The organism is Fimbriimonadia bacterium (assembly GCA_039961735.1).
Classification (GTDB): Bacteria; Armatimonadota; Fimbriimonadia; order Fimbriimonadales; family JABRVX01; genus JABRVX01.
In genome coordinates this window covers 1-17,561 of record JABRVX010000077.1, presented here as the reverse complement: position 1 = coordinate 17,561, position 17,561 = coordinate 1, and the positions used below count along the sequence as shown (strand labels likewise).

Sequence of the window (17,561 nt, the reverse complement as noted above, 5' to 3'; positions counted from 1 at the left end):
GCTGAACAGACCCGTGAGATAGCCTTCGCCCGTACGGAGACCTCGCGAACACGCTAATCCCCGGAATCGTAGGGAGACTGCCCGTTTGCGCACTCAGCACACCTCCACTCGCTCCGCGTGACGTTTCTCCGACCCGACGTCACGCTGCTGCTCGCACGCGGCAGGGCCACGCCACGGTACGGCTCGGTCTGTCACACAACGTGCGCAGAGGGGTCGCCAAGATCGCAGTTGGTGGGCCGAAAGTGCTCTCGAAGGCTCCGAATCTCCTTTTTCCTATGCCCTTGGTCCGAAGAACCTGCGGCGTGGTATGGTCGGCGGAGAGGTACAATGCCTTTGTGCACGGAGGAACAAGGCACGGATGGACATAGCGGCCTTGCTGGCGCACCCCGTTTGGGGTGCGCTCGTGCGGATCATCATTCCCCTTGCTGTCTTGCTGCTCAGCATCCCCTTCGTCATTCTTTGGGAACGCCGGCTGCTCGGTTGGATGCAAGACCGGATCGGCCCGAACCGCGTCGGGCCACACGGCCTGTTGCAGACGATTGCCGACGGGATCAAACTGTTCTTCAAGGAAGAGGTCATCCCGCGTGGCGTAGACCGGATCATCTACACCATTGCACCAGGAATCGCTTTCCTTCCCGCCGTCACAGTGTTCGCTGCGATCCCGTGGGGGCCGAACCCCGACCTGACCCCCGTGGCGAACACGAACATCGGGGTGTTGTACATTCTGGCGATAACGGGTCTCGGCGTGTACGGCACGGTTCTGGCGGGATGGGCGAGCAACAACAAGTATTCCCTTCTCGGAGGGCTGCGCTCGTCGGCACAGCTCATAAGCTATGAGTTGGCAATGGGGTTCTCGTTGGCGGCGGTCATCTTGAGTAGCGGCACCCTAGAACTGCCCAGGGTTGTCGCCGAACAGGCCGGCCCGCTGTGGGGCGTGGTGCCCTGGATGCACAACTGGTACATCCTAACACCTTGGGGGATCGTGGCCGGGGCACTGTTCTTCGTGTGCATGATCGCTGAGACTAACCGCGCGCCGTTCGACCTGCCGGAAGCCGAATCGGAGTTGGTAGCAGGCTTCCATACCGAGTACAGCTCGATGAAGTTCGCGGTGTTCTTCATGGGCGAGTACGCGATGATCCTGACCTTCGTTGCGCTGTACACGGTGTTGTTCTTCGGCGGATGGCAGCCGCTGCCGATCAACCTAACCTACATGGGTTCATTTCTGGCCGGGGGCTCCTTTGCGTGGTTAGGTAGTGTCCTGAAGTTCCTCGAGAGCAGCTGGATCGCGGGCATTTGGTTCCTGCTCAAGGTGTTCATCGGTTTTTCGTGCTTCATCTGGGTGAGGGCCACCCTGCCACGCCTACGCTATGACCAACTCATGGCGCTCGGTTGGAAAGTGCTGCTTCCGATGGCTGCAGTGAACCTGTGGGTGGTAGCGATCTGGTTGGTGTTCGGTTGGCCCGCGGCAATCCTAGCGACGCTGTTAGTCACCATCGGGTTCCTTTGGCTTCAAACGTTCCTGGCGAAGACCCCGGAGGCACCGCGCGAGGTGAAACTCTTCGACGAGGCGGTGCCGGTCCAGTGACGGGAGAGATTGTCCTCTTCGTCTGCCTCGCTGCGTTGCTCGCAGTTTCCGGCCTGGCAGTTATCGTGGCGCGGCGTGCCATCTACAGCGCGCTTGCGCTGGTAGTGAACTTTTTTGGCATCGCCATCCTGTACTTCACCCTAGGAAGCCAGTTCCTGGGCATCGCGCAGGTAGTGGTTTACCTCGGGGCCATCATGGTGCTGTTCTTGTTCTGCATCATGCTGCTACAGATGAGTGCCGAGGAAGCCCTGGAAGAGAAGGCGGGCCTGCACATCGGTGCAGCAATCGTGTTGTGTGTAGCTTTCTTGGGCATCCTGTGGGCACAGGTACTGCGCGTGCCGACCCAGACTGGGACCCTTGCGGCGGACGCCCAACGAGAGGCGCTCTCGACGGTAGAGGCCATCGGTAGCGGCCTCTTCACTCGGTGGGCACTTCCCTTCGAGATCACTAGTGTACTGCTGCTGGTGGGCATCGTCGGCTCGATCCTATTGGCAAAGAGGAGGCTCTAGTTGGTACCACTGAGTGGTTACCTGACAATCAGCGCGTTCCTGTTCACGCTCGGAGTGCTGGGCGTCATTATCAAGCGGAATCCCATCGTCGTCTTCATGTGCATCGAGCTGATGCTGAACGCGGTGAACCTCTCGCTCGTCGCCTTTGCTCGGCACCACCCCAATCCCACGGCCAACGCGAACCTGGCGGAGACGGTGCTGACGGGACACATGTTCGTGATTTTCGTGATGGCAGTGGCGGCGGCTGAGGTGGCTGTCGGCCTCGGAATCATTATGGCTATTTACCGCGTGCGCAAGAAAATCGACGTAGACGATATGAGCGTGCTGAGAGGCTAGCGGGTGAACGACTCCTTCGCCATCGTTTGGTGGGTTCCCGGGCTGGCGCTGCTCGGCTTCTTGTTCCAGGCGATGCTCGGCAAATGGTTGGTGGATCGGTTGGGTGCCGCACTGGGCAAGCGGTTGTTAGGGACGATGGCGGTGCTGCCGATTGCCGCCGGCTTCGTGATCAGTGTCATTCTGCTGCAAAAGGTGTTGGCACTTCCGGAGACTGCCAAGTACGCTGTACAGACGCTGTTCACTTGGATTGACGTCCACCCACTACTCGTGCCCTTCGAGGTGCTGGTCGACCCGCTATCGGTGGTGATGTGCCTGGTGGTGACGGGTGTCGGCGGGCTGATACACGTCTACGCCACCGGCTATATGGCGGACGACGACGATTACCCCCGGTTCTTCACCTACTTCAACCTTTTCATCGCCTTCATGCTGGTGCTCGTGCTGGCGAACAACTTGGTGCTGATGTTCGTCGGCTGGGAGGGCGTGGGCCTCTGCTCCTACCTGCTCATCGGGTTCTGGTACCGCGACGTGTTCAACGCGAAGTGCGGTAACAAGGCGTTCATCGTCAACCGAGTGGGCGATTGGGGATTCATGCTCGGCATCTTTCTGGTGTTCGTAGTCTTCGGCAGCGTATCACTCTATGCGTCACCCGAGAATGGCGGCAGGTCCATCCTGCAAGAGGCTCCCGACGTTTTGGCTCAGTTTTTCGGCGACCCCAGTCTGGGCAATCCCGTCTTCTGGATTCCTATCCTGCTCTTCATCGGTGCGATGGGAAAGTCCGCACAGGGGCCGCTGTACCTGTGGCTGCCGGATGCGATGGCCGGCCCCACCCCTGTATCTGCGTTGATCCATGCTGCGACCATGGTCACCGCCGGCGTGTACATGGTAAGCCGGTGCCACGTGTTGTTCGAGTTGTCTACCGAGGCGATGCTTCTCGTTGCAGTGGTAGGTGCGTTCACTGCGCTGTTCGCCGCGACCGTGGCATTCGGGCAGTTCGACATCAAGAAGGTGCTGGCTTACTCCACCGTGAGTCAGCTGGGATACATGTTTCTGGCCTGCGGCGTGGGGGCATTCGCGACGGGCATGTTCCACGTGGTGACGCACGCATTCTTCAAAGCGCTGCTCTTCCTCGGCTCCGGAGCGGTCATCATGGCGATGGCGCACGAGCAGGACATGCGCAAGTTCGGCAATCTGCGCAAGTACCTGCCAATCACCTACGCGTGCATGGTGTGCGGCTGGCTCGCCATCTCGGGCATACCCCCTCTCGCCGGTTTCTGGTCGAAGGACGAGATTCTCGCCAAGGTTTTCGGCGCCGGCGGCATGTTCGGCGACAACGCCGCATGGGCACTGTATGCCATCGGCCTAGGAACTGCGGTGCTGACCGCCAGCTACATGACACGCATGATGTGGATGACCTTCGTGCAGAAGGATGAGCGTTGGCGTAAGCTGCCCGAGACACACCATCACGACGATGCGCACAGCCACCACGAACTGGATCCGCATCACACACCGAAGGAGCCTTATCTGTGCGTGTGGGTCCCGGTGGCCGTTCTGGCTCTGTTGTCGGTCGTGGGTGGCATCGTGTTGGCCGGCGGGGGTTTCATCCTTCCCGCGTTCCCACACTACTTCGAGGTGTTCACGCATTTCTCGGTGGCTACCGAGATTGCGCACACGGCACACCTGTCCGTGCCGCTCGAGTGGCTGTTGGCAGGCGTGTCCGTTCTCGGCGCCGTAGTAGGCATCGCGTGGTCGATCCGATCCTATCGCGTGCAGCCGCAGGACCAAGAGCTGGGCGTGGAAGTCGAGGGCTGGCGTGCCAAGGCCTTTGCACAGTGGGGGTACGACGGGATGATCACACGCACCTTCGTGGACCAAGGAGGACGGTTCGCGGTAGTGTTGTGGAGGTGGTTCGACGCAGGCTTGATTGACAAAGTGTTCGTGAACGGTATCCCGAAGCTGATCGAGACGGTGGGACATGCCATCCGGCCGCTGCAGACTGGCTACGTGCGCGGATACGCGGCGGCGATGCTGTTCGGGGTCGTAGTGATCATAGGCTGGGTCTTTCTCTCGGCGGTGGCGAGGTAGTATGGAAATCGCAGGTGTTCCCGTCCTGACAGCCGTGGTATTCTTGCCCGCCGTTGCCGCACTCTTTCTGCTACTGGTGCCTGGAAAGCACACGTGGCTGATACGCATGGTGGCTCTCGCGGCGTGTGTGCTGGATTTCGCCATTGCCCTGCCCCTATATCACGCCTTCGACGCCTCGCGCTTCCAGTTCCAGTTCGTCGAGCGCGTGCCGTGGATGGCGGACTACGGTATCTACTACCACCTCGGCATAGATGGCCTAAGTCTGTTTCTCGTGCTCCTCACCGCGTTCCTCGGCATTCTCGCTGTGTGGTTCTCTTTCTACGTGAATGAACGCGTGAAGGAGTACATGATCTGCCTTCTAGTGCTCCAGACCGCCATGCTGGGAGTTTTTTGCGCGCTCGATCTGGTACTGTTTTACGTCTTCTGGGAAGCCACGCTCGTACCGATGTACTTCCTGATTGCTATCTGGGGGAGTGGTAACAAGCGGTATGCGGCGATCAAGTTCTTCCTCTACACGTTCACCGGGTCCATTTTCATGCTGCTGGCCATCGTGGGGCTGTACCTGTACAGCAGCAGGGCCGAGGGCGCCGGTACGTTCGATCTGGTTCTGCTGCAGCAGTTGGCGGCGGACGGTCGGCTAGTCCCCGACACTGCCATCCGCATATGGCTCTTCCTTGCGTTCGGCATAGCGTTCGCGGTCAAGGTGCCCATGTTCCCGTTCCACACGTGGCTCCCCGACGCACACACCGAGGCACCGACCGCGGGCTCAGTCATCCTGGCCGGCGTACTGCTCAAGATGGGTGCCTACGGCTTCCTCAGATACTGCCTGCCGCTGTTCCCCGATACCACTATATCCATGGTTCCGCTCATCATGGTGCTGTCGGTAATCGCCATCTTGTATGGAGCCATCGTCGCCGCCGTGCAGACGGATGTGAAGCGATTGGTGGCGTTCTCGTCGGTTAGCCACCTAGGGTTTGTGACCCTCGGTCTCTTCTCCCTGAATGCGCAGGGCATGACAGGCTCGATGCTCCAGCAGGTCAACCACGGCATTAGCACGGGCGCGCTCTTCCTTTTGGTAGGTATGTTGTACGAGCGTAGGCACACACGGCTGTTCACCGAGTTCGGCGGTCTGAAGGCGCAGATGCCTGTGTTCGCTGCGTTTTTCCTCATCTTCATGCTCAGCAGCGTGGGGCTACCGAGTATGAACGGCTTCATCGGCGAGTTCCTGGTGCTGCTCGGTACGTTCCAATCGGCAATCAAGGGGCTGTATGGCATGCACCTGTGGATGGCGGCACTTGCTGCTAGCGGTGTGATTCTGGCGGCCGTATACTTGCTGTGGATGTTCCAGAAAGTGTTCCTAGGCCCTAACAAGAACCCGAAGAACCACACCCTGTCCGACATCAAGTGGTTCGAGCGAATCATCTTGGCCTCGTTGGTAGTATTCGTCTTCTGGCTAGGTCTCTATCCGAAGACGCTGACCGACAAAATGGAGGTCTCTGTCCAAGCCCTACGATTGCAGGTGACACGGCCGGAAGGGCAACGACCTGTTTGGTCGGACGCCGAGCAATCGGTGACGCGGGAGGGCGAGCTACGAGCCGGAGTCTTCGCACAACTAGGAGAGGTGAGCGCAAAATGACACATGGCGAGAGGGTGCGTGCGGTGCTGGCTGGTGGCACGCCGGATCGCACTCCCTTCACGTTCTGGTACCACTTCCACCTAACGCCGCCTGCAGGTCCCAACATGGCAGAGGCCGAACTGGCGTTCTTCCGGAAGTACCAGCCAGACATCTTCAAGGTGATGCACGATATCGAGTACGAGGAGTCTGAGCGTGTTACAGAGGTCGCGGACTGGGCGAAACTACGCTCGATGGCTGGACGCGAAGGTAACTTCGGCCTACAGGTAGATACGGTGCGCAGGATTGTCGACGCGATGAGAGGCGAGGACGTTCCCGTGGTCAACACCGTCTTCAACACCTTTCGTTACGCCCACCGCATCAGCGGCGAGAGACTTCTCGATCATCTGCGCGAGGCGCCAGACGAAGTACATCATGGGCTTCGGGCGATCACGGATTCGCTAGTCTCATTCGTGCGCGCGCTGATGGAGGTTGGCTCGGACGGCATCTATTTCGCTATGCACGGCGCGTCGTCCGACATGGCACGTCCGATGGAGTATCAGGCACACTTCCTACCATACGACCGTGAGGTGTTGGAGGCAGCATCGTCTGGCTGGCTGAACATCCTGCACCCTCACAGCTACGATCGGCTCTACTTCGAATATGCATTGGGGCTCCCCGCGCACGTGATATGCTGGAGCGACCGTGCCGCAGGACCGACGCTCACCGAGATTCGCAAGCAACATACAGGCTGCCTGATGGGTGGGCTGGATGAGACGCGTATCAAGGAACGAACGCCTGAGGAGATCATCGCGGAGGGGCGAGAGGCACGCGACTGGATGCGCGGTACGCCTTTCATACTGGCACCGGGCTGCAGCGTGCCTGAGGACACACCGGAGCACCTGCTACACGCCATCGCGGAGGCGGCTCGTGGATAGCACTCTGTTCCCACCACCCTCAATCGAGTGGCCGCTGCTGCTACCGTTGTTGGTAGTGGTCGGAACGGGTGTAATCGTGCTGCTGTGGGATTTGTTCGTTCCGCACCGAAACCATGTGATGCACGCATGGTTGTCGGTCGCTGGCTTGGGCGCGGCGGCATACTTCTCGGTGCTGTCGTGGGCTCGACCCGATGCAACCACCTTCGCGGGTGCGCTGACACACGACAGGCTCTCGGTCATCGCCAATCTACTGCTCATCGGAGCGACCGCACTCAGCGTGATGTTCGCGGATGCCTACCTACGTGAGCGCAAGGCCAACTACGGAGAGTTCTATCCGCTGGCGTTATGGGCGACCGCAGGCGCGATGCTCATGGTGTCCACCACCGACCTCATCGTTTTGTTCCTCGGGTTGGAAACGCTCTCCGTTGCACTTTACGTGCTAAGCGGCATGTGTCGGGGAGATCGGCGGTCGGACGAAGCCGCAATCAAGTACTTCCTGTTAGGCGCCTTCGCCTCGGGTTTCCTGCTCTTCGGCATGGCGATGATCTATGGGGGTACCGGCACCAGCAGGCTGGAGGACATTGCCACTGCATGGATGATTGGTGATCGGTCCATCCGGATCTTCCTCACCGCTGGCATCACGCTGATGCTGGTGGGTCTCGGCTTCAAAGCTGCGCTCGTGCCGTTTCACTGGTGGACACCGGACGTATACCATGGGGCGCCGACCTCGGTGACTGCCTACATGGCCGCAGTGGCGAAGACCGCAGCGTTCGTGACACTTATCCGAGTGCTCGGGGCAGCCGTCCCCTTGCAGGATGTGTGGTCGCCGATCCTTACCACGTTGGCGTTGCTGACGATGACCTTCGGCAACCTGTGGGCGCTGGCGCAGAACGATGTGAAGCGCATGCTTGCCTACTCGAGCATCGCTCACGCCGGATACATGCTGGTCGGCGTGTTGGCGGGTGACGTGGGTGCGGTGGTGTACTACCTGGTCGCCTATAGCCTGATGACGGTGGGGAGCTTCGCGGTCGTGGGGCTGACCGCTCGCGGAGGCAAGGAGAGCAGCTCGTACGGCGACCTGCGCGGCTTGTGGAAGCGCGCGCCGTTCGCCGCGCTAATGCTGTTAGTTTTGCTCGTCTCGCTGGCGGGTATCCCGCCCACCGCAGGCTTCTGGGGCAAGTGGTTCCTGTTCCTTGCGGCTCTACGCACGGACATGATCGGCCTCGCCATCGTGCTTGCCGTCAATAGCATCGTCAGCGTGTACTACTACCTGCGGCTGGTGCTATCTATGTACGTGGAGGAAGAGCTGGTCGAGAGCACCCGGCCACCGGCGATGAGCGCTGGGCTCGCTCTCGCAACGCTGGCTTGTGCGGCAGGCGTCATCTATGTGGGTCTCACCGCAGGCTCGCTCCAACGACTATTCACGATGCCCATGGTAGGTGGATCATGAAGCTAGGTCTTTCGATGTGGAGCTACGTCCGTGCGTTCAAGGACGGTCGTATGGATGTGAATGGGTTCATTCGCGAGTGTAAGCGCTTGGACGTGGATGGTGTAGAACTCTTGGACTACTTCTGGAAGGACGTGGGACGCGAGCTTCCTGAAGCGATCGCCACCCTGGACGAATGCGGTCTTCCCTGCTGCGTGTATTCGACAGGTAACGACTTCGTGAATGCCGATGTGGGCGCGCGGCGCGCACAGGTGGACAAGGTCCGCGACGAACTAATGAATGCCAAGCGACTAAAAGCACCGGTGGTACGCGTTTTCGCGGGCAGCCCGATAGAGGGTATCACCTTCGATCAAGCGCTCGATTGGATCGTGGAGGGGCTCACTGAGTGCTCGCTGGCCGCTACATCGCTCGGTATCAAGCTCGCACTCGAGAACCACGGGCTGTTAGCGGGTAGGAGCGACCAGGTGCGTGACATCATAGAGCGAGTGCGCGCCGCCACCGGAGATGACACTCTCGGAGCGAATCCTGACACAGGCAACTTCATGCTGGTCCATCAAGACAGCGTCGAAGCGGTGAGAGATGTTGCACCCTATGCCTACATGATGCACTTCAAGGACTTCAAGGCGCTGCCGGACGACTACCAGGGTCACTACTACGAATCGATCCACCACAAGCGTTTCGGTGGCACTGCCATCGGCGAGGGTGACGTCGACCTCGGTGGGTGTGTTAGTGCGTTGCAGACTGTGCGCTTCCAGGGCTTTCTCAACATCGAGTACGAAGCTGAAGAAGACCCCTTTACGGGCGTCGAGCGCAGTGTGGCGAACGCCCGCCGCTTCGTGCCGAAGTAGATTCTTCCATACCTTCGAGAGCAGACTGGATGCCTGGGTGCGGCGTTTCCGTGGTAGACTGGCTCGCACGGCAGAGCCAAGAGGCTCATCCGCAAAAGGGGGAAAGTATGAGCAGCATCCGGTTCCGGCCCGAGGTCACCTGCGCCATCACGGTGCGCGACATGAAGAAGTCCGCACATTGGTACGGCAGTGTGCTCGGCTTCGAGCTACTCTACGAGATGGAGGAAATGGGCTGGTGTGAGATGAAGACGCATATCGAGGGCGTCACAGTCGGCCTCAGCCAGTCCGCAGACGAACCCATTCAGCCCGGCGGAACCACGCTGGTCTTCGGTGTCGAAGACATGGAGCAGGCCGTGGCATCGCTCCGAAACCATAACGTACCGCTCGATGGTGACGTCCGGACGATTGCCGACATGGTCAAGCTCGCTAACTTCCGCGATCCCGACGGCAACCTGCTGATGTTCGCGCAGTCTCTATCGCAGTAACACGAACGAGGCACCGTCCCGACGCCAGTCGGGACGGTGCGTGTCCTCCTATGGCTGCTGTCCGCTCTCGGGGCCGTTGCCGTGTTGCAGGGCAGCCTCCTCGAGCTGCATCAGCTCTTCATCGGCAACGGGTGGGGCAGTGACAAGGTGGCTGGGAAGGAAGCGCGCGTTCGCTATCATCGTCGGTACCACGGCACTGGCGATAACCGCCGCCACCAGGAACGAATACTGCTCCTTCGTCACAATGCCGTGCGTAAGACCGAACAGTGCAGAGATGGTCCCGAAGGTGAGGCCGGTGGACATGAGGAGCGTGTAGTACCACCTTTCGTCTTGGTGCTCACGAAATCTCCCGATCATCGGGTATAGCCCCAGCGTCTTGGTTACCATCTTGGCTGCTAGCAGAGCAAGAAACACTAAAGGCGCCTGCAAGAGTGCGGGCAATGCGACGAGAGACCCAGCTCGCAGGAAGTAGAAGGGTGTCAGAAAGCCGACTGTTAGGGTCCGGAGCCTACGCATGTAGAAGTGATCGCGTGGCAGAGTGTCTGCCAAGACCATGCCCGCGATGTAAGCAGGCAGTACGGCTTCGCTCCCGGACCACAAGGCGAGCGTGCCGAGTCCGAACAGCACCAATAGCACCCACTTCGTGCGGATGGCCGCAGTCCGAAAGGCATACAGGTCGGTCAGTTTCTGGGTGACGCGCGGCAGAAAGAAGAACGCGAGCACACAGCTTAGAACGAACACTGCCGTGCGATAGTCCATGGGGGCGAAGATCAGCCCTAGCGCTATGACGGTGCCGAGATCGTTCACGAAACACGCACCCAATACGCCCTTCCCGAACTCCGTCTTGTTGAACCCATACTCGATCATGACAGCATAGACGACTGCCACTGATGTGGTTGACAGGGCCACGCCTGCGAGCCAACTCGCCCGAGGGTCCCACCCTAGCAGGAAGTAGGCGATGGCAGTACATCCGAGAAAGGGAGCCAGAAAACCTACCATCCCAACGAGTGTCACTTCCCAGCGTTTGGTGCGAAGGCTGTGCGTGTCCAGCTCGGCGCCAGCAAGAAAGGTTAGCAGGACGGCGCCCGAGGAGGCGACGAACTTGAGCCACTCCTCGTCGGCTCGGAGGCTACCTTCCCCGAAGAAGTGCGTCGCCACGGCAGCTGCGCCGACGCCGACAGTGATTTCAACGAGGGCAATCGAGAGGCGAACAGCGCTGGCGATGGCGGTGGCGAGAACGGCTAGGGTGAGCCAAATGGTCGCAACGGCAAAATTGTCCAGCATTGGTTCCTCCGGTATTCGACCTCTGGTCAGTATGCAGTAGGAGCCATCAGCCGGACTTGCGGCGTTTGAGGGGGACTCCATCCCCAACGCTGGATTCTGCTTGGCGGGGAGCTACGCAATCAAGTCCCCTGGGCCTTCGCCTGGCAATGCTCGAACTATCACGCGGAGAGCACGCAGGGCCTGCAAGGAACGCACGTGCGGGTGGCGAGGTCGAAGATATGGCACGCAACCGTGAGGTCGCCCGGCGCAAGGAGCACTTGCTGACCGAGGCACGCGCGGTGATCGAGGAAATCGAGGCGTCCATCCCCGATCCCTATTCCCCCGAAGGGCTGTACCGCATCTTCTGGGCAGGCTTCTTGCCGGTGCCGTACCTGTGGGAGGGACGAGAGGAGTTCCGCCATGCCCTTGCGTGGCGTACCCAGCCCGTTGGCGGCGGCGTCGCGGTCGTAGACGAGCAGGGCAAGCCCATCCAGGCCCGAGCCCGAGCCAGAGTGGCCGCCGACTTCGCGCGCTCGCAGACTAGTTCGACCGCAGAATAAGGTCGCAGATCGCTGACCCGTACACCACGTCCTCGGCCACGTCGAGACCCCCGTAACCGGAGGCCCGGAACCCGAGGCTACGCAATCCCGGCGTCCCACCCATCACCGGTCTGTGTAGTTCCAGGTCCCGTCGGTCCTAGCTGCATCGCCGGGACGGCGAAACCACTCGTCACGTCCTGCTGCCATACTAAGCGCTCGTAGGAACATGCTCGAACATGCCGTCGCATATCTAGCCGAAAACCCGATCCTGCTGCTGTTCGTGGTAGCAGGTATCGGCTATCCGTTGGGTCGGCTGCGTATCGCCGGCTGCAGCCTCGGTATCGCGGCGGTGCTCTTCGTCGGTCTAGGTGTCGGTGCGCTACATCCGGATTTGAGGCTGCCCGAGGTGGTCTACCTACTTGGCTTGACCGTCTTCGTGTACACCATCGGGCTTAGCAGCGGGCCCAGTTTCGTACGCTCGCTCAACCGACGCGGAATCGCTGCGAACCTACTCACCGTAGGGGTCTTGATGGCAGCTGCGGCGCTCGTGGTCGCGGCGCCCGCGCTGCTCGGGCTCAGCGGTCCGGTTGCAGTCGGGGCCTTCACGGGCAGCCTTACGAATACGCCGGCCCTCGCAGCCGTGCTCGAGACGCTGAAGGACAGCCCCAACGCCAACGATCCGGTGGTCGGTTACTCCATCACCTATCCCATCGGCGTACTCGGGGTGATCTTGGTGGTGTCGCTTTTTCGCTCCGCCCATGTCAGGCGTCACGGACCAGAAGTAGAGGAGGCTGCCCCGAACCTGGTACTTCGAGCGGCAGGCGTGTCGAATCCCGAGGTGTTCGGCAAGACTATCGCACAGGTTTCTGCGGAACATCAATGCAAGGTGGTCTTCGGTAGGCTGCAGCGCGGAGACAGGACTGCAATCGCTACCGGCGACCATATTCTGCAAGAAGGCGACTTGCTGAGCGTGCTCGGTACCGAGGAGGACACGGAAAATGCCATTCGTATCCTAGGTGAACCCGTTTCCACCGAGTTTCTGCTCGACCGCTCATTCGTTGACTACCGGCGCATCTTCGTCAGCAGCCCCGAGACGGCAGGCAAGCGGCTGGGCGACCTGCAGCTACCGCAGCGCATGAACGCCATCGTGACGCGTGTGCGAAGGGGTGATGTGGACTTTCTGCCGACTGCCGACACCGTGCTCGAGTTGGGTGACCGCGTTCGTGTCTTAACGGAACGGACCAACATGGATGCGGTCAGCCGCTTCTTCGGCGACTCTTATCGGGCGCTCAGCGAGATAGACATCCTGTCGTTCGGGCTGGGGCTTGCCTTGGGTCTGGTCCTCGGTTCGCTGCCCATCCCAATCGGCGGCGGGCTCACCTTCAAATTGGGGTTTGCGGGAGGACCGCTGGTGGTTGCTCTCGCACTCAGTGCACTGCACCGAACTGGACCCATCGTGTGGCAGATCCCCTACAGCGCCAACCTGACGCTGCGTCAGATTGGCCTGGTCCTCTTTCTGGCCGCGGTGGGCACTCGGTCGGGGTACGCGTTCTTCGAGACGATGCGCCAAGGCGAGGGGTGGACGGTGCTGGCCTTCGGCGCTTTCGTGACCCTCTCGACCGCCACGCTGTTTCTCTGGATTGGCTCGCGAGTGCTTCGCGTCCCTCAGTCCACGCTTTTCGGCATGATGGCTGCGGTGCAGACTCAGCCCGCGGTGCTGGCGTTCGCGCAGGAGCAAACCAAGAGCGACCGTCCGAATGTCGGCTATGCCACGGTGTACGCCTCCGCGACACTGACCAAGATCGTCCTCGCCCAAGTCCTCGCCGCGCTGCTGAGGTAGGTTCCAAGTCGCTGTTCCCTATCCCTCTCCACTCGAACCGAAGTCTGAGCCAATCTCTTGCTCGGGTTTGACTTCTGGAGGAGCTGCAGGTTCGTCGAGCGCCAGGGTCTCCGGCGCGGTGATTGGCCGAAGCGACGTCTCGATGGGCGTCAGAGGCTCGATCTCCTTCCCCTGCACCCCGAGCTCCCGGAACTTCCGTGCCGTGGGCAGCACACGCTTATCCAGCGACCCGACGGAGTCGTTATAGGCCGTCACGGCGCTGTTGAGGGCTTTGCCAATTTTGCCGACGTGCTCCACCAGCACACTCACACGGTCGTACAGCGCCTGTCCGAGTTTGCTGATCTCCTCTGCGTTCCGCGCCATCTTCTCCTGTCGCCACATATAGGCCACGGTGGAAAGCATCATGAGCAGGGTACCGGGGCTTGCCAGCACCACCTTCCGCGCGGTGGCATAGGAGATCAGATCCCTGTCTGCTTCCAAGGCCGCCGCAAAGAACGACTCCCCGGGGATGAACATCACGACGTGGTCCGGGGTCCGATCGAACTGGTCCTGATACTTCTTCGAGCTGAGTTGCCCGATGTGGTTGCGCACGGCTTGCGCGTGCCTGGCAAGGTGGGACCTCGCGATCTCGTCATCGGTGGCCTCCGTGGCGTCTAGGTAGGCCTCCAGGGGCACCTTGGAGTCCACCACGACGATGCGCTCGCCTGGCAGTCGCACCAGCATGTCCGGGCGCAGGCGCCCCTCCTCTGTGTCCGTCGAGACCTGCTCGTCGAAGTCGCAGAACTTCGACATGCCAGAGAGTTCGACGAGATTTCGCAGCGTAGCCTCCCCCCATCGCCCCCGCACGATGGGGCGACGGAGTGCAGTCGAGAGGTTGCGCGTCTCGGTGCGGAGCGTCTCTTGCATCGCAGCCAGGTTCTTGAGTTGCTCTTCCAGTCCCCCGAATGCCTGTTGCCGCCGGTGCTCCATCTGCTCGGTGGACTCTTTGACGCCCTTCAGCGCCTCTTCAACCGGCTTGATCAGCCCACCGATTGCCTCCTGCCGCTTCTCCAAATCGCCCTTCGCAACCTCGACGACCTTCTCTACGCTGCCTCTGAGCGTCTCCGCCACCTTCGTCAGGTTCTCCTCGGCGGCGCTGAGCAGGTCTTGTCGGGATTCGCGGAGGGCGTCACCTGCGATGGCCTTGAAGGTGTTGGTGTACTGCTCCGCCGCCTGCGCGAGCAACGCCTTCTCCTCCTCCATCTGCTTGCGCACCTCGTCGGCGACTGCCTCGGCCCTCGCGGCTCTTTCTTCCGCTTGGCGGCGTTCTCCCTGTGCGCGTGACTGGCCGACGAGAAAGCCGATAACGGCCCCAAGAAGAATGCCGATGGCGGCGCCGACCAGTAGCGAAACCGTGTCCATGTTCCTGCCTCCCGTCGTACGTAGGTTCGCCGCCGCGCGGGGTGAGGTCCTCTCGCACGCCGGCTATAGGCGGACGGGCTTGCCCGGTGAGCGTGGGGCCGAGTGTGCGAAGGATGGAGCGGGCGATGGGAATCGAACCCACGTGACCAGCTTGGAAGGCTGGGGCTCTACCATTGAGCTACGCCCGCTTCGCGGCCTATTCTACCTTCTGCCGACGGGCTCGGTCGGGCCTTGCGCTCGATCGCGGAAGCCCTCGTCTCCGCCGGCCAAGCAGGACACCGACCTAGCTGAGCGCGGCTACATGGCGCTGGAAGCGACCAAGTTCGCGAGTCCCTTGCCATATCCGCAAACCTGTGTTATCATGGTATCGGATGGTGTCCCGGCAAACGTGCCGGGGCGAAGCGACGGGCGCGCACTCTGCGGTCGCAGGATTCGTTCGGGACGCGGAGGTAGGCCGCGCTGCGACCCGGCGCGATACGGGACCCGCGAAGGAGGACCCGAAATGCAGAATGTCTCAAGGTTGGCCTCGCTCCTAGCCCTGCTGTGCGGGGGGTAGTTTTCCTTCTCCTTCCGCTGTGCGCGCACGCGCAGCTCGATCCCAACTCTCCATGGCCCAAGTGGGCGCATGACAACCGGAACTCGGGCATCGGCGTGAAGTCGCAGGCTTCTGGGTACACACAAGACCGCATTCGCTGGATCTTCGGCGACGATCCCGCCGAACATGAACGATGGCTCCTGGGCGAAACGGTGGAGTCCGGCATCGTGGTTGGCAGCGACAATCTGGTATACGTGCCCACCAGTGCAGGCCGTGTATTCTGCCTCAACGGCTCCGATGGGACCCATCGGTGGACCTTCGACACGGGCAAGGGCGTGGTGACCGGAACTCCGGCTCTAGTTCTCCGCGTGTTCAACCAGCAGGAGGACTCGGTGGGAGGCGACCTGGACGGCCCGCCAGTTGCCCCCTACATGGTGGTCTTCGGCTGCGGGGACACGGTCTATGCGATCAGGGACGTACCCGGTCCGACTCCCACCTTCGAGGTTCTGTGGCAAAGGCAGTTCACCGGCTTCTGGCTGGAGCAGACCTGCCCCGCCGTGACGGCCTCGGGCCGGATGTACTTCCCCCTGCATAGTGGCAACCCGCAGGTCCCGAGCCGCCTGGCGGCGGTCAACTCCGACGGCACGGTAGCCTGGCAGCTGGAGCGCGACCAATACTGGGGTCTTGACCATTCGACTCCGGCGCTGGCCGCCGGCGGCGCTCTATACCTTGCAGCAAGGCCCGCAGTCGGTGGAACCAACGGCCGACTGTACAAGATCCGCGACTTGGGTACCCAAGGCGAAATCGTGTGGCGCTACGACCCCGACTTCGACCCTGGCAACGAAGACAACTGGTCCAAGCTGTTCTCCTCGCCATGCATCGGCCCAGACGGGACCGTGTACGTCGGCACGAAGGACTACACCGGCGGCCCCGGCAACCAGTCCGGCACGCTGTGGGCGGTGAGGGAGGACCAGTACGGTCAGCCGTACGACTACTGGCACGTTGCCGCGACTGCGACGCATTACCTCGGGCCGGTCGAGGGTTCACCCGTAGTAGACCCTGCCGGCTATGTGTACGTCGGCACGAATGCGAAGATGCAGGGCGGTCAGGACGTACAGAACGGCATCTTTCTGAAGGCGTCTGGTCCGCCCGGGTCTGCCCAGACATTGTTCGTCGCAGACGACTCGGTGAATCAGGAGACGCCGAACACCGATGCCACGCCGTGCATTGCGGTGGATGCACAAGGCAACTTCCTGGCTCTCTTCCAGTCGGAGGAGAACGGGTACTTGCACAAGTTCGTCCTCGACCAAGGGCAACTCGTACAGGAGTGGCGTGAGAACATCCGCCGCACCGACCTCATCTCCGTCGCGATGATGCGCGACGGGACGATCCTGGTCGGCACGCGACAAGTACCCGTCCGAGAAGGAGACCCGCCGCCTTTGGAGAGACACGGCTACGTAATCGCCGTGTGGGGCTTTGACCAGTAGATCGTGATGGGCGGCTCGGCCTCGGGATCGCCGAGCCGCCTGGAACCACCTACGACAGAGAGGTAATCACCATGCGAACTGTGTTAGCGCTGCTCTCGGTGACAGTGTTGGTCTGCCTAGCGGACGCACAGCCCCGCTACCTTCATCGGAAGCTGGATTGGTTTACCGATACGCCCTGGGTTTGGCTGATGGACGACGGGCGCATCCTGTACGGGGGCACCAAGGACGACCCTGAGCTGCCGGATCGCGAAAGGACCTACGACCTTTATGTAGACGGAGTGAACTATACAGCCGACATGTTCGTGGGTCGCCACAACGTTGTAGGGGGAAGTTACATGGCCGATGGGAACCTGTGGTTCCACGCGTACTTCTACGATGCAGAAGGAAAGTGGAGAGGCCATGCTTTTCGCAACAAGACAGACTACGTCGCGGAGAAGTGGGGCATGAGCTATCAGTCCAGCTGGTTCAAGGTCAACGCCCGCGGCGATGTCGCGGTGATGATAAGTGCCGACCCGAACGACGCGAATGCGGGCTATGACCTATGGCTAAACGATCGGAACGTCACGCTGGAGGTGTTCGGCCCGAATCGGTTTCGGTTCGGCGCCCCCGGCATCCTGTTCGAGACGGGTGACATGTTCTGGACAGGCAGTTCGC

At 61.1% G+C, this 17,561-nt stretch carries 15 protein-coding genes and 1 tRNA gene; 13 read left to right on the top strand and 3 right to left on the bottom strand.

What is annotated here, in order from left to right; all coding sequences use genetic code 11:
- Nucleotides 1-358: 358 nt before the first annotated feature.
- From nuoH to HRF45_14030, 9 genes are all read left to right on the top strand, one after another.
- Complete coding sequence (nuoH, locus tag HRF45_14070) at nucleotides 359-1,585, top strand: NADH-quinone oxidoreductase subunit NuoH (GenBank protein MEP0767646.1); 1,227 nt, start codon at nucleotides 359-361, stop codon at nucleotides 1,583-1,585.
- Nucleotides 1,582-2,094, top strand: a complete 513-nt coding sequence (locus HRF45_14065) for an NADH-quinone oxidoreductase subunit J (protein MEP0767645.1) — start codon at nucleotides 1,582-1,584, stop codon at nucleotides 2,092-2,094. The genes nuoH and HRF45_14065 overlap by 4 nt, the downstream gene beginning before the upstream one ends.
- Nucleotides 2,095-2,430 (top strand): NADH-quinone oxidoreductase subunit NuoK, encoded by a 336-nt coding sequence (nuoK, locus tag HRF45_14060; GenBank protein MEP0767644.1) that lies wholly within the window; start codon nucleotides 2,095-2,097, stop codon nucleotides 2,428-2,430.
- A gap of 3 nt (nucleotides 2,431-2,433) precedes the next feature.
- Nucleotides 2,434-4,512: an NADH-quinone oxidoreductase subunit L gene (gene nuoL, locus HRF45_14055; GenBank protein MEP0767643.1), complete on the top strand. Its 2,079-nt coding sequence runs from the start codon at nucleotides 2,434-2,436 to the stop codon at nucleotides 4,510-4,512.
- A 1-nt stretch (nucleotide 4,513) separates the two neighbouring features.
- Nucleotides 4,514-6,148 carry an NADH-quinone oxidoreductase subunit M gene (locus HRF45_14050; GenBank protein ID MEP0767642.1) on the top strand — a complete coding sequence of 545 codons (1,635 nt, stop codon included), beginning with the start codon at nucleotides 4,514-4,516 and terminating at the stop codon, nucleotides 6,146-6,148.
- On the top strand, nucleotides 6,145-7,062 hold the full coding sequence (locus tag HRF45_14045) for a hypothetical protein (protein ID MEP0767641.1): 918 nt from the start codon (nucleotides 6,145-6,147) through the stop codon (nucleotides 7,060-7,062). Before HRF45_14050 ends, HRF45_14045 begins: the two co-directional genes overlap by 4 nt.
- Nucleotides 7,055-8,512, top strand: a complete 1,458-nt coding sequence (locus HRF45_14040; GenBank protein ID MEP0767640.1) for an NADH-quinone oxidoreductase subunit N — start codon at nucleotides 7,055-7,057, stop codon at nucleotides 8,510-8,512. The genes HRF45_14045 and HRF45_14040 overlap by 8 nt, the downstream gene beginning before the upstream one ends.
- Complete coding sequence (locus tag HRF45_14035) at nucleotides 8,509-9,357, top strand: sugar phosphate isomerase/epimerase (GenBank protein MEP0767639.1); 849 nt, start codon at nucleotides 8,509-8,511, stop codon at nucleotides 9,355-9,357. Before HRF45_14040 ends, HRF45_14035 begins: the two co-directional genes overlap by 4 nt.
- A 107-nt stretch (nucleotides 9,358-9,464) precedes the next feature.
- Entirely contained in the window at nucleotides 9,465-9,842 is a 378-nt protein-coding gene (locus HRF45_14030) for a VOC family protein (GenBank protein MEP0767638.1), read from the top strand.
- A gap of 48 nt (nucleotides 9,843-9,890) precedes the next feature.
- Here the strand turns inward: HRF45_14030 and HRF45_14025 are convergent, their stop codons facing one another.
- Nucleotides 9,891-11,126: a cation:proton antiporter gene (locus HRF45_14025; GenBank protein ID MEP0767637.1), complete on the bottom strand. Its 1,236-nt coding sequence runs from the start codon at nucleotides 11,124-11,126 to the stop codon at nucleotides 9,891-9,893.
- Nucleotides 11,127-11,344: 218 nt separating this feature from the next.
- On the opposite strand from HRF45_14025, the gene HRF45_14020 reads away from it, so the two are divergent.
- On the top strand, nucleotides 11,345-11,665 hold the full coding sequence (locus HRF45_14020; GenBank protein ID MEP0767636.1) for a hypothetical protein: 321 nt from the start codon (nucleotides 11,345-11,347) through the stop codon (nucleotides 11,663-11,665).
- 205 nt (nucleotides 11,666-11,870) lie between these two features.
- Nucleotides 11,871-13,484, top strand: coding sequence for a transporter (locus HRF45_14015; protein MEP0767635.1), 1,614 nt, complete (start codon nucleotides 11,871-11,873; stop codon nucleotides 13,482-13,484).
- Between the two features lie 18 nt (nucleotides 13,485-13,502).
- Here the strand turns inward: HRF45_14015 and rmuC are convergent, their stop codons facing one another.
- Both rmuC and HRF45_14005 read right to left on the bottom strand, forming a co-directional pair.
- On the bottom strand, nucleotides 13,503-14,885 hold the full coding sequence (gene rmuC, locus HRF45_14010) for a DNA recombination protein RmuC (protein MEP0767634.1): 1,383 nt from the start codon (nucleotides 14,883-14,885) through the stop codon (nucleotides 13,503-13,505).
- Between the two features lie 114 nt (nucleotides 14,886-14,999).
- Nucleotides 15,000-15,073, bottom strand: a tRNA-Gly gene (locus tag HRF45_14005).
- Nucleotides 15,074-15,428: 355 nt separating this feature from the next.
- Here HRF45_14005 and HRF45_14000 point away from each other — a divergent pair.
- Entirely contained in the window at nucleotides 15,429-16,907 is a 1,479-nt protein-coding gene (locus tag HRF45_14000; protein MEP0767633.1) for a PQQ-like beta-propeller repeat protein, read from the top strand.
- Between the two features lie 71 nt (nucleotides 16,908-16,978).
- A partial coding sequence (locus tag HRF45_13995) for a hypothetical protein (protein MEP0767632.1) occupies nucleotides 16,979-17,561 on the top strand: 583 nt, incomplete at its 3' end.

Coding starts and splice junctions, on each gene's coding strand:
- HRF45_14050 (MEP0767642.1), top strand. CDS start 4,514: ATGGAAATCGCAGGTGTTCCCGTCCTGACAGCCGTGGTATTCTTGCCC.
- HRF45_14030 (MEP0767638.1), top strand. CDS start 9,465: ATGAGCAGCATCCGGTTCCGGCCCGAGGTCACCTGCGCCATCACGGTG.
- rmuC (MEP0767634.1), bottom strand. CDS start 14,885: ATGGACACGGTTTCGCTACTGGTCGGCGCCGCCATCGGCATTCTTCTT.
- HRF45_14020 (MEP0767636.1), top strand. CDS start 11,345: ATGGCACGCAACCGTGAGGTCGCCCGGCGCAAGGAGCACTTGCTGACC.
- HRF45_14045 (MEP0767641.1), top strand. CDS start 6,145: ATGACACATGGCGAGAGGGTGCGTGCGGTGCTGGCTGGTGGCACGCCG.
- nuoH (MEP0767646.1), top strand. CDS start 359: ATGGACATAGCGGCCTTGCTGGCGCACCCCGTTTGGGGTGCGCTCGTG.
- HRF45_14025 (MEP0767637.1), bottom strand. CDS start 11,126: ATGCTGGACAATTTTGCCGTTGCGACCATTTGGCTCACCCTAGCCGTT.
- HRF45_14015 (MEP0767635.1), top strand. CDS start 11,871: ATGCTCGAACATGCCGTCGCATATCTAGCCGAAAACCCGATCCTGCTG.
- HRF45_14035 (MEP0767639.1), top strand. CDS start 8,509: ATGAAGCTAGGTCTTTCGATGTGGAGCTACGTCCGTGCGTTCAAGGAC.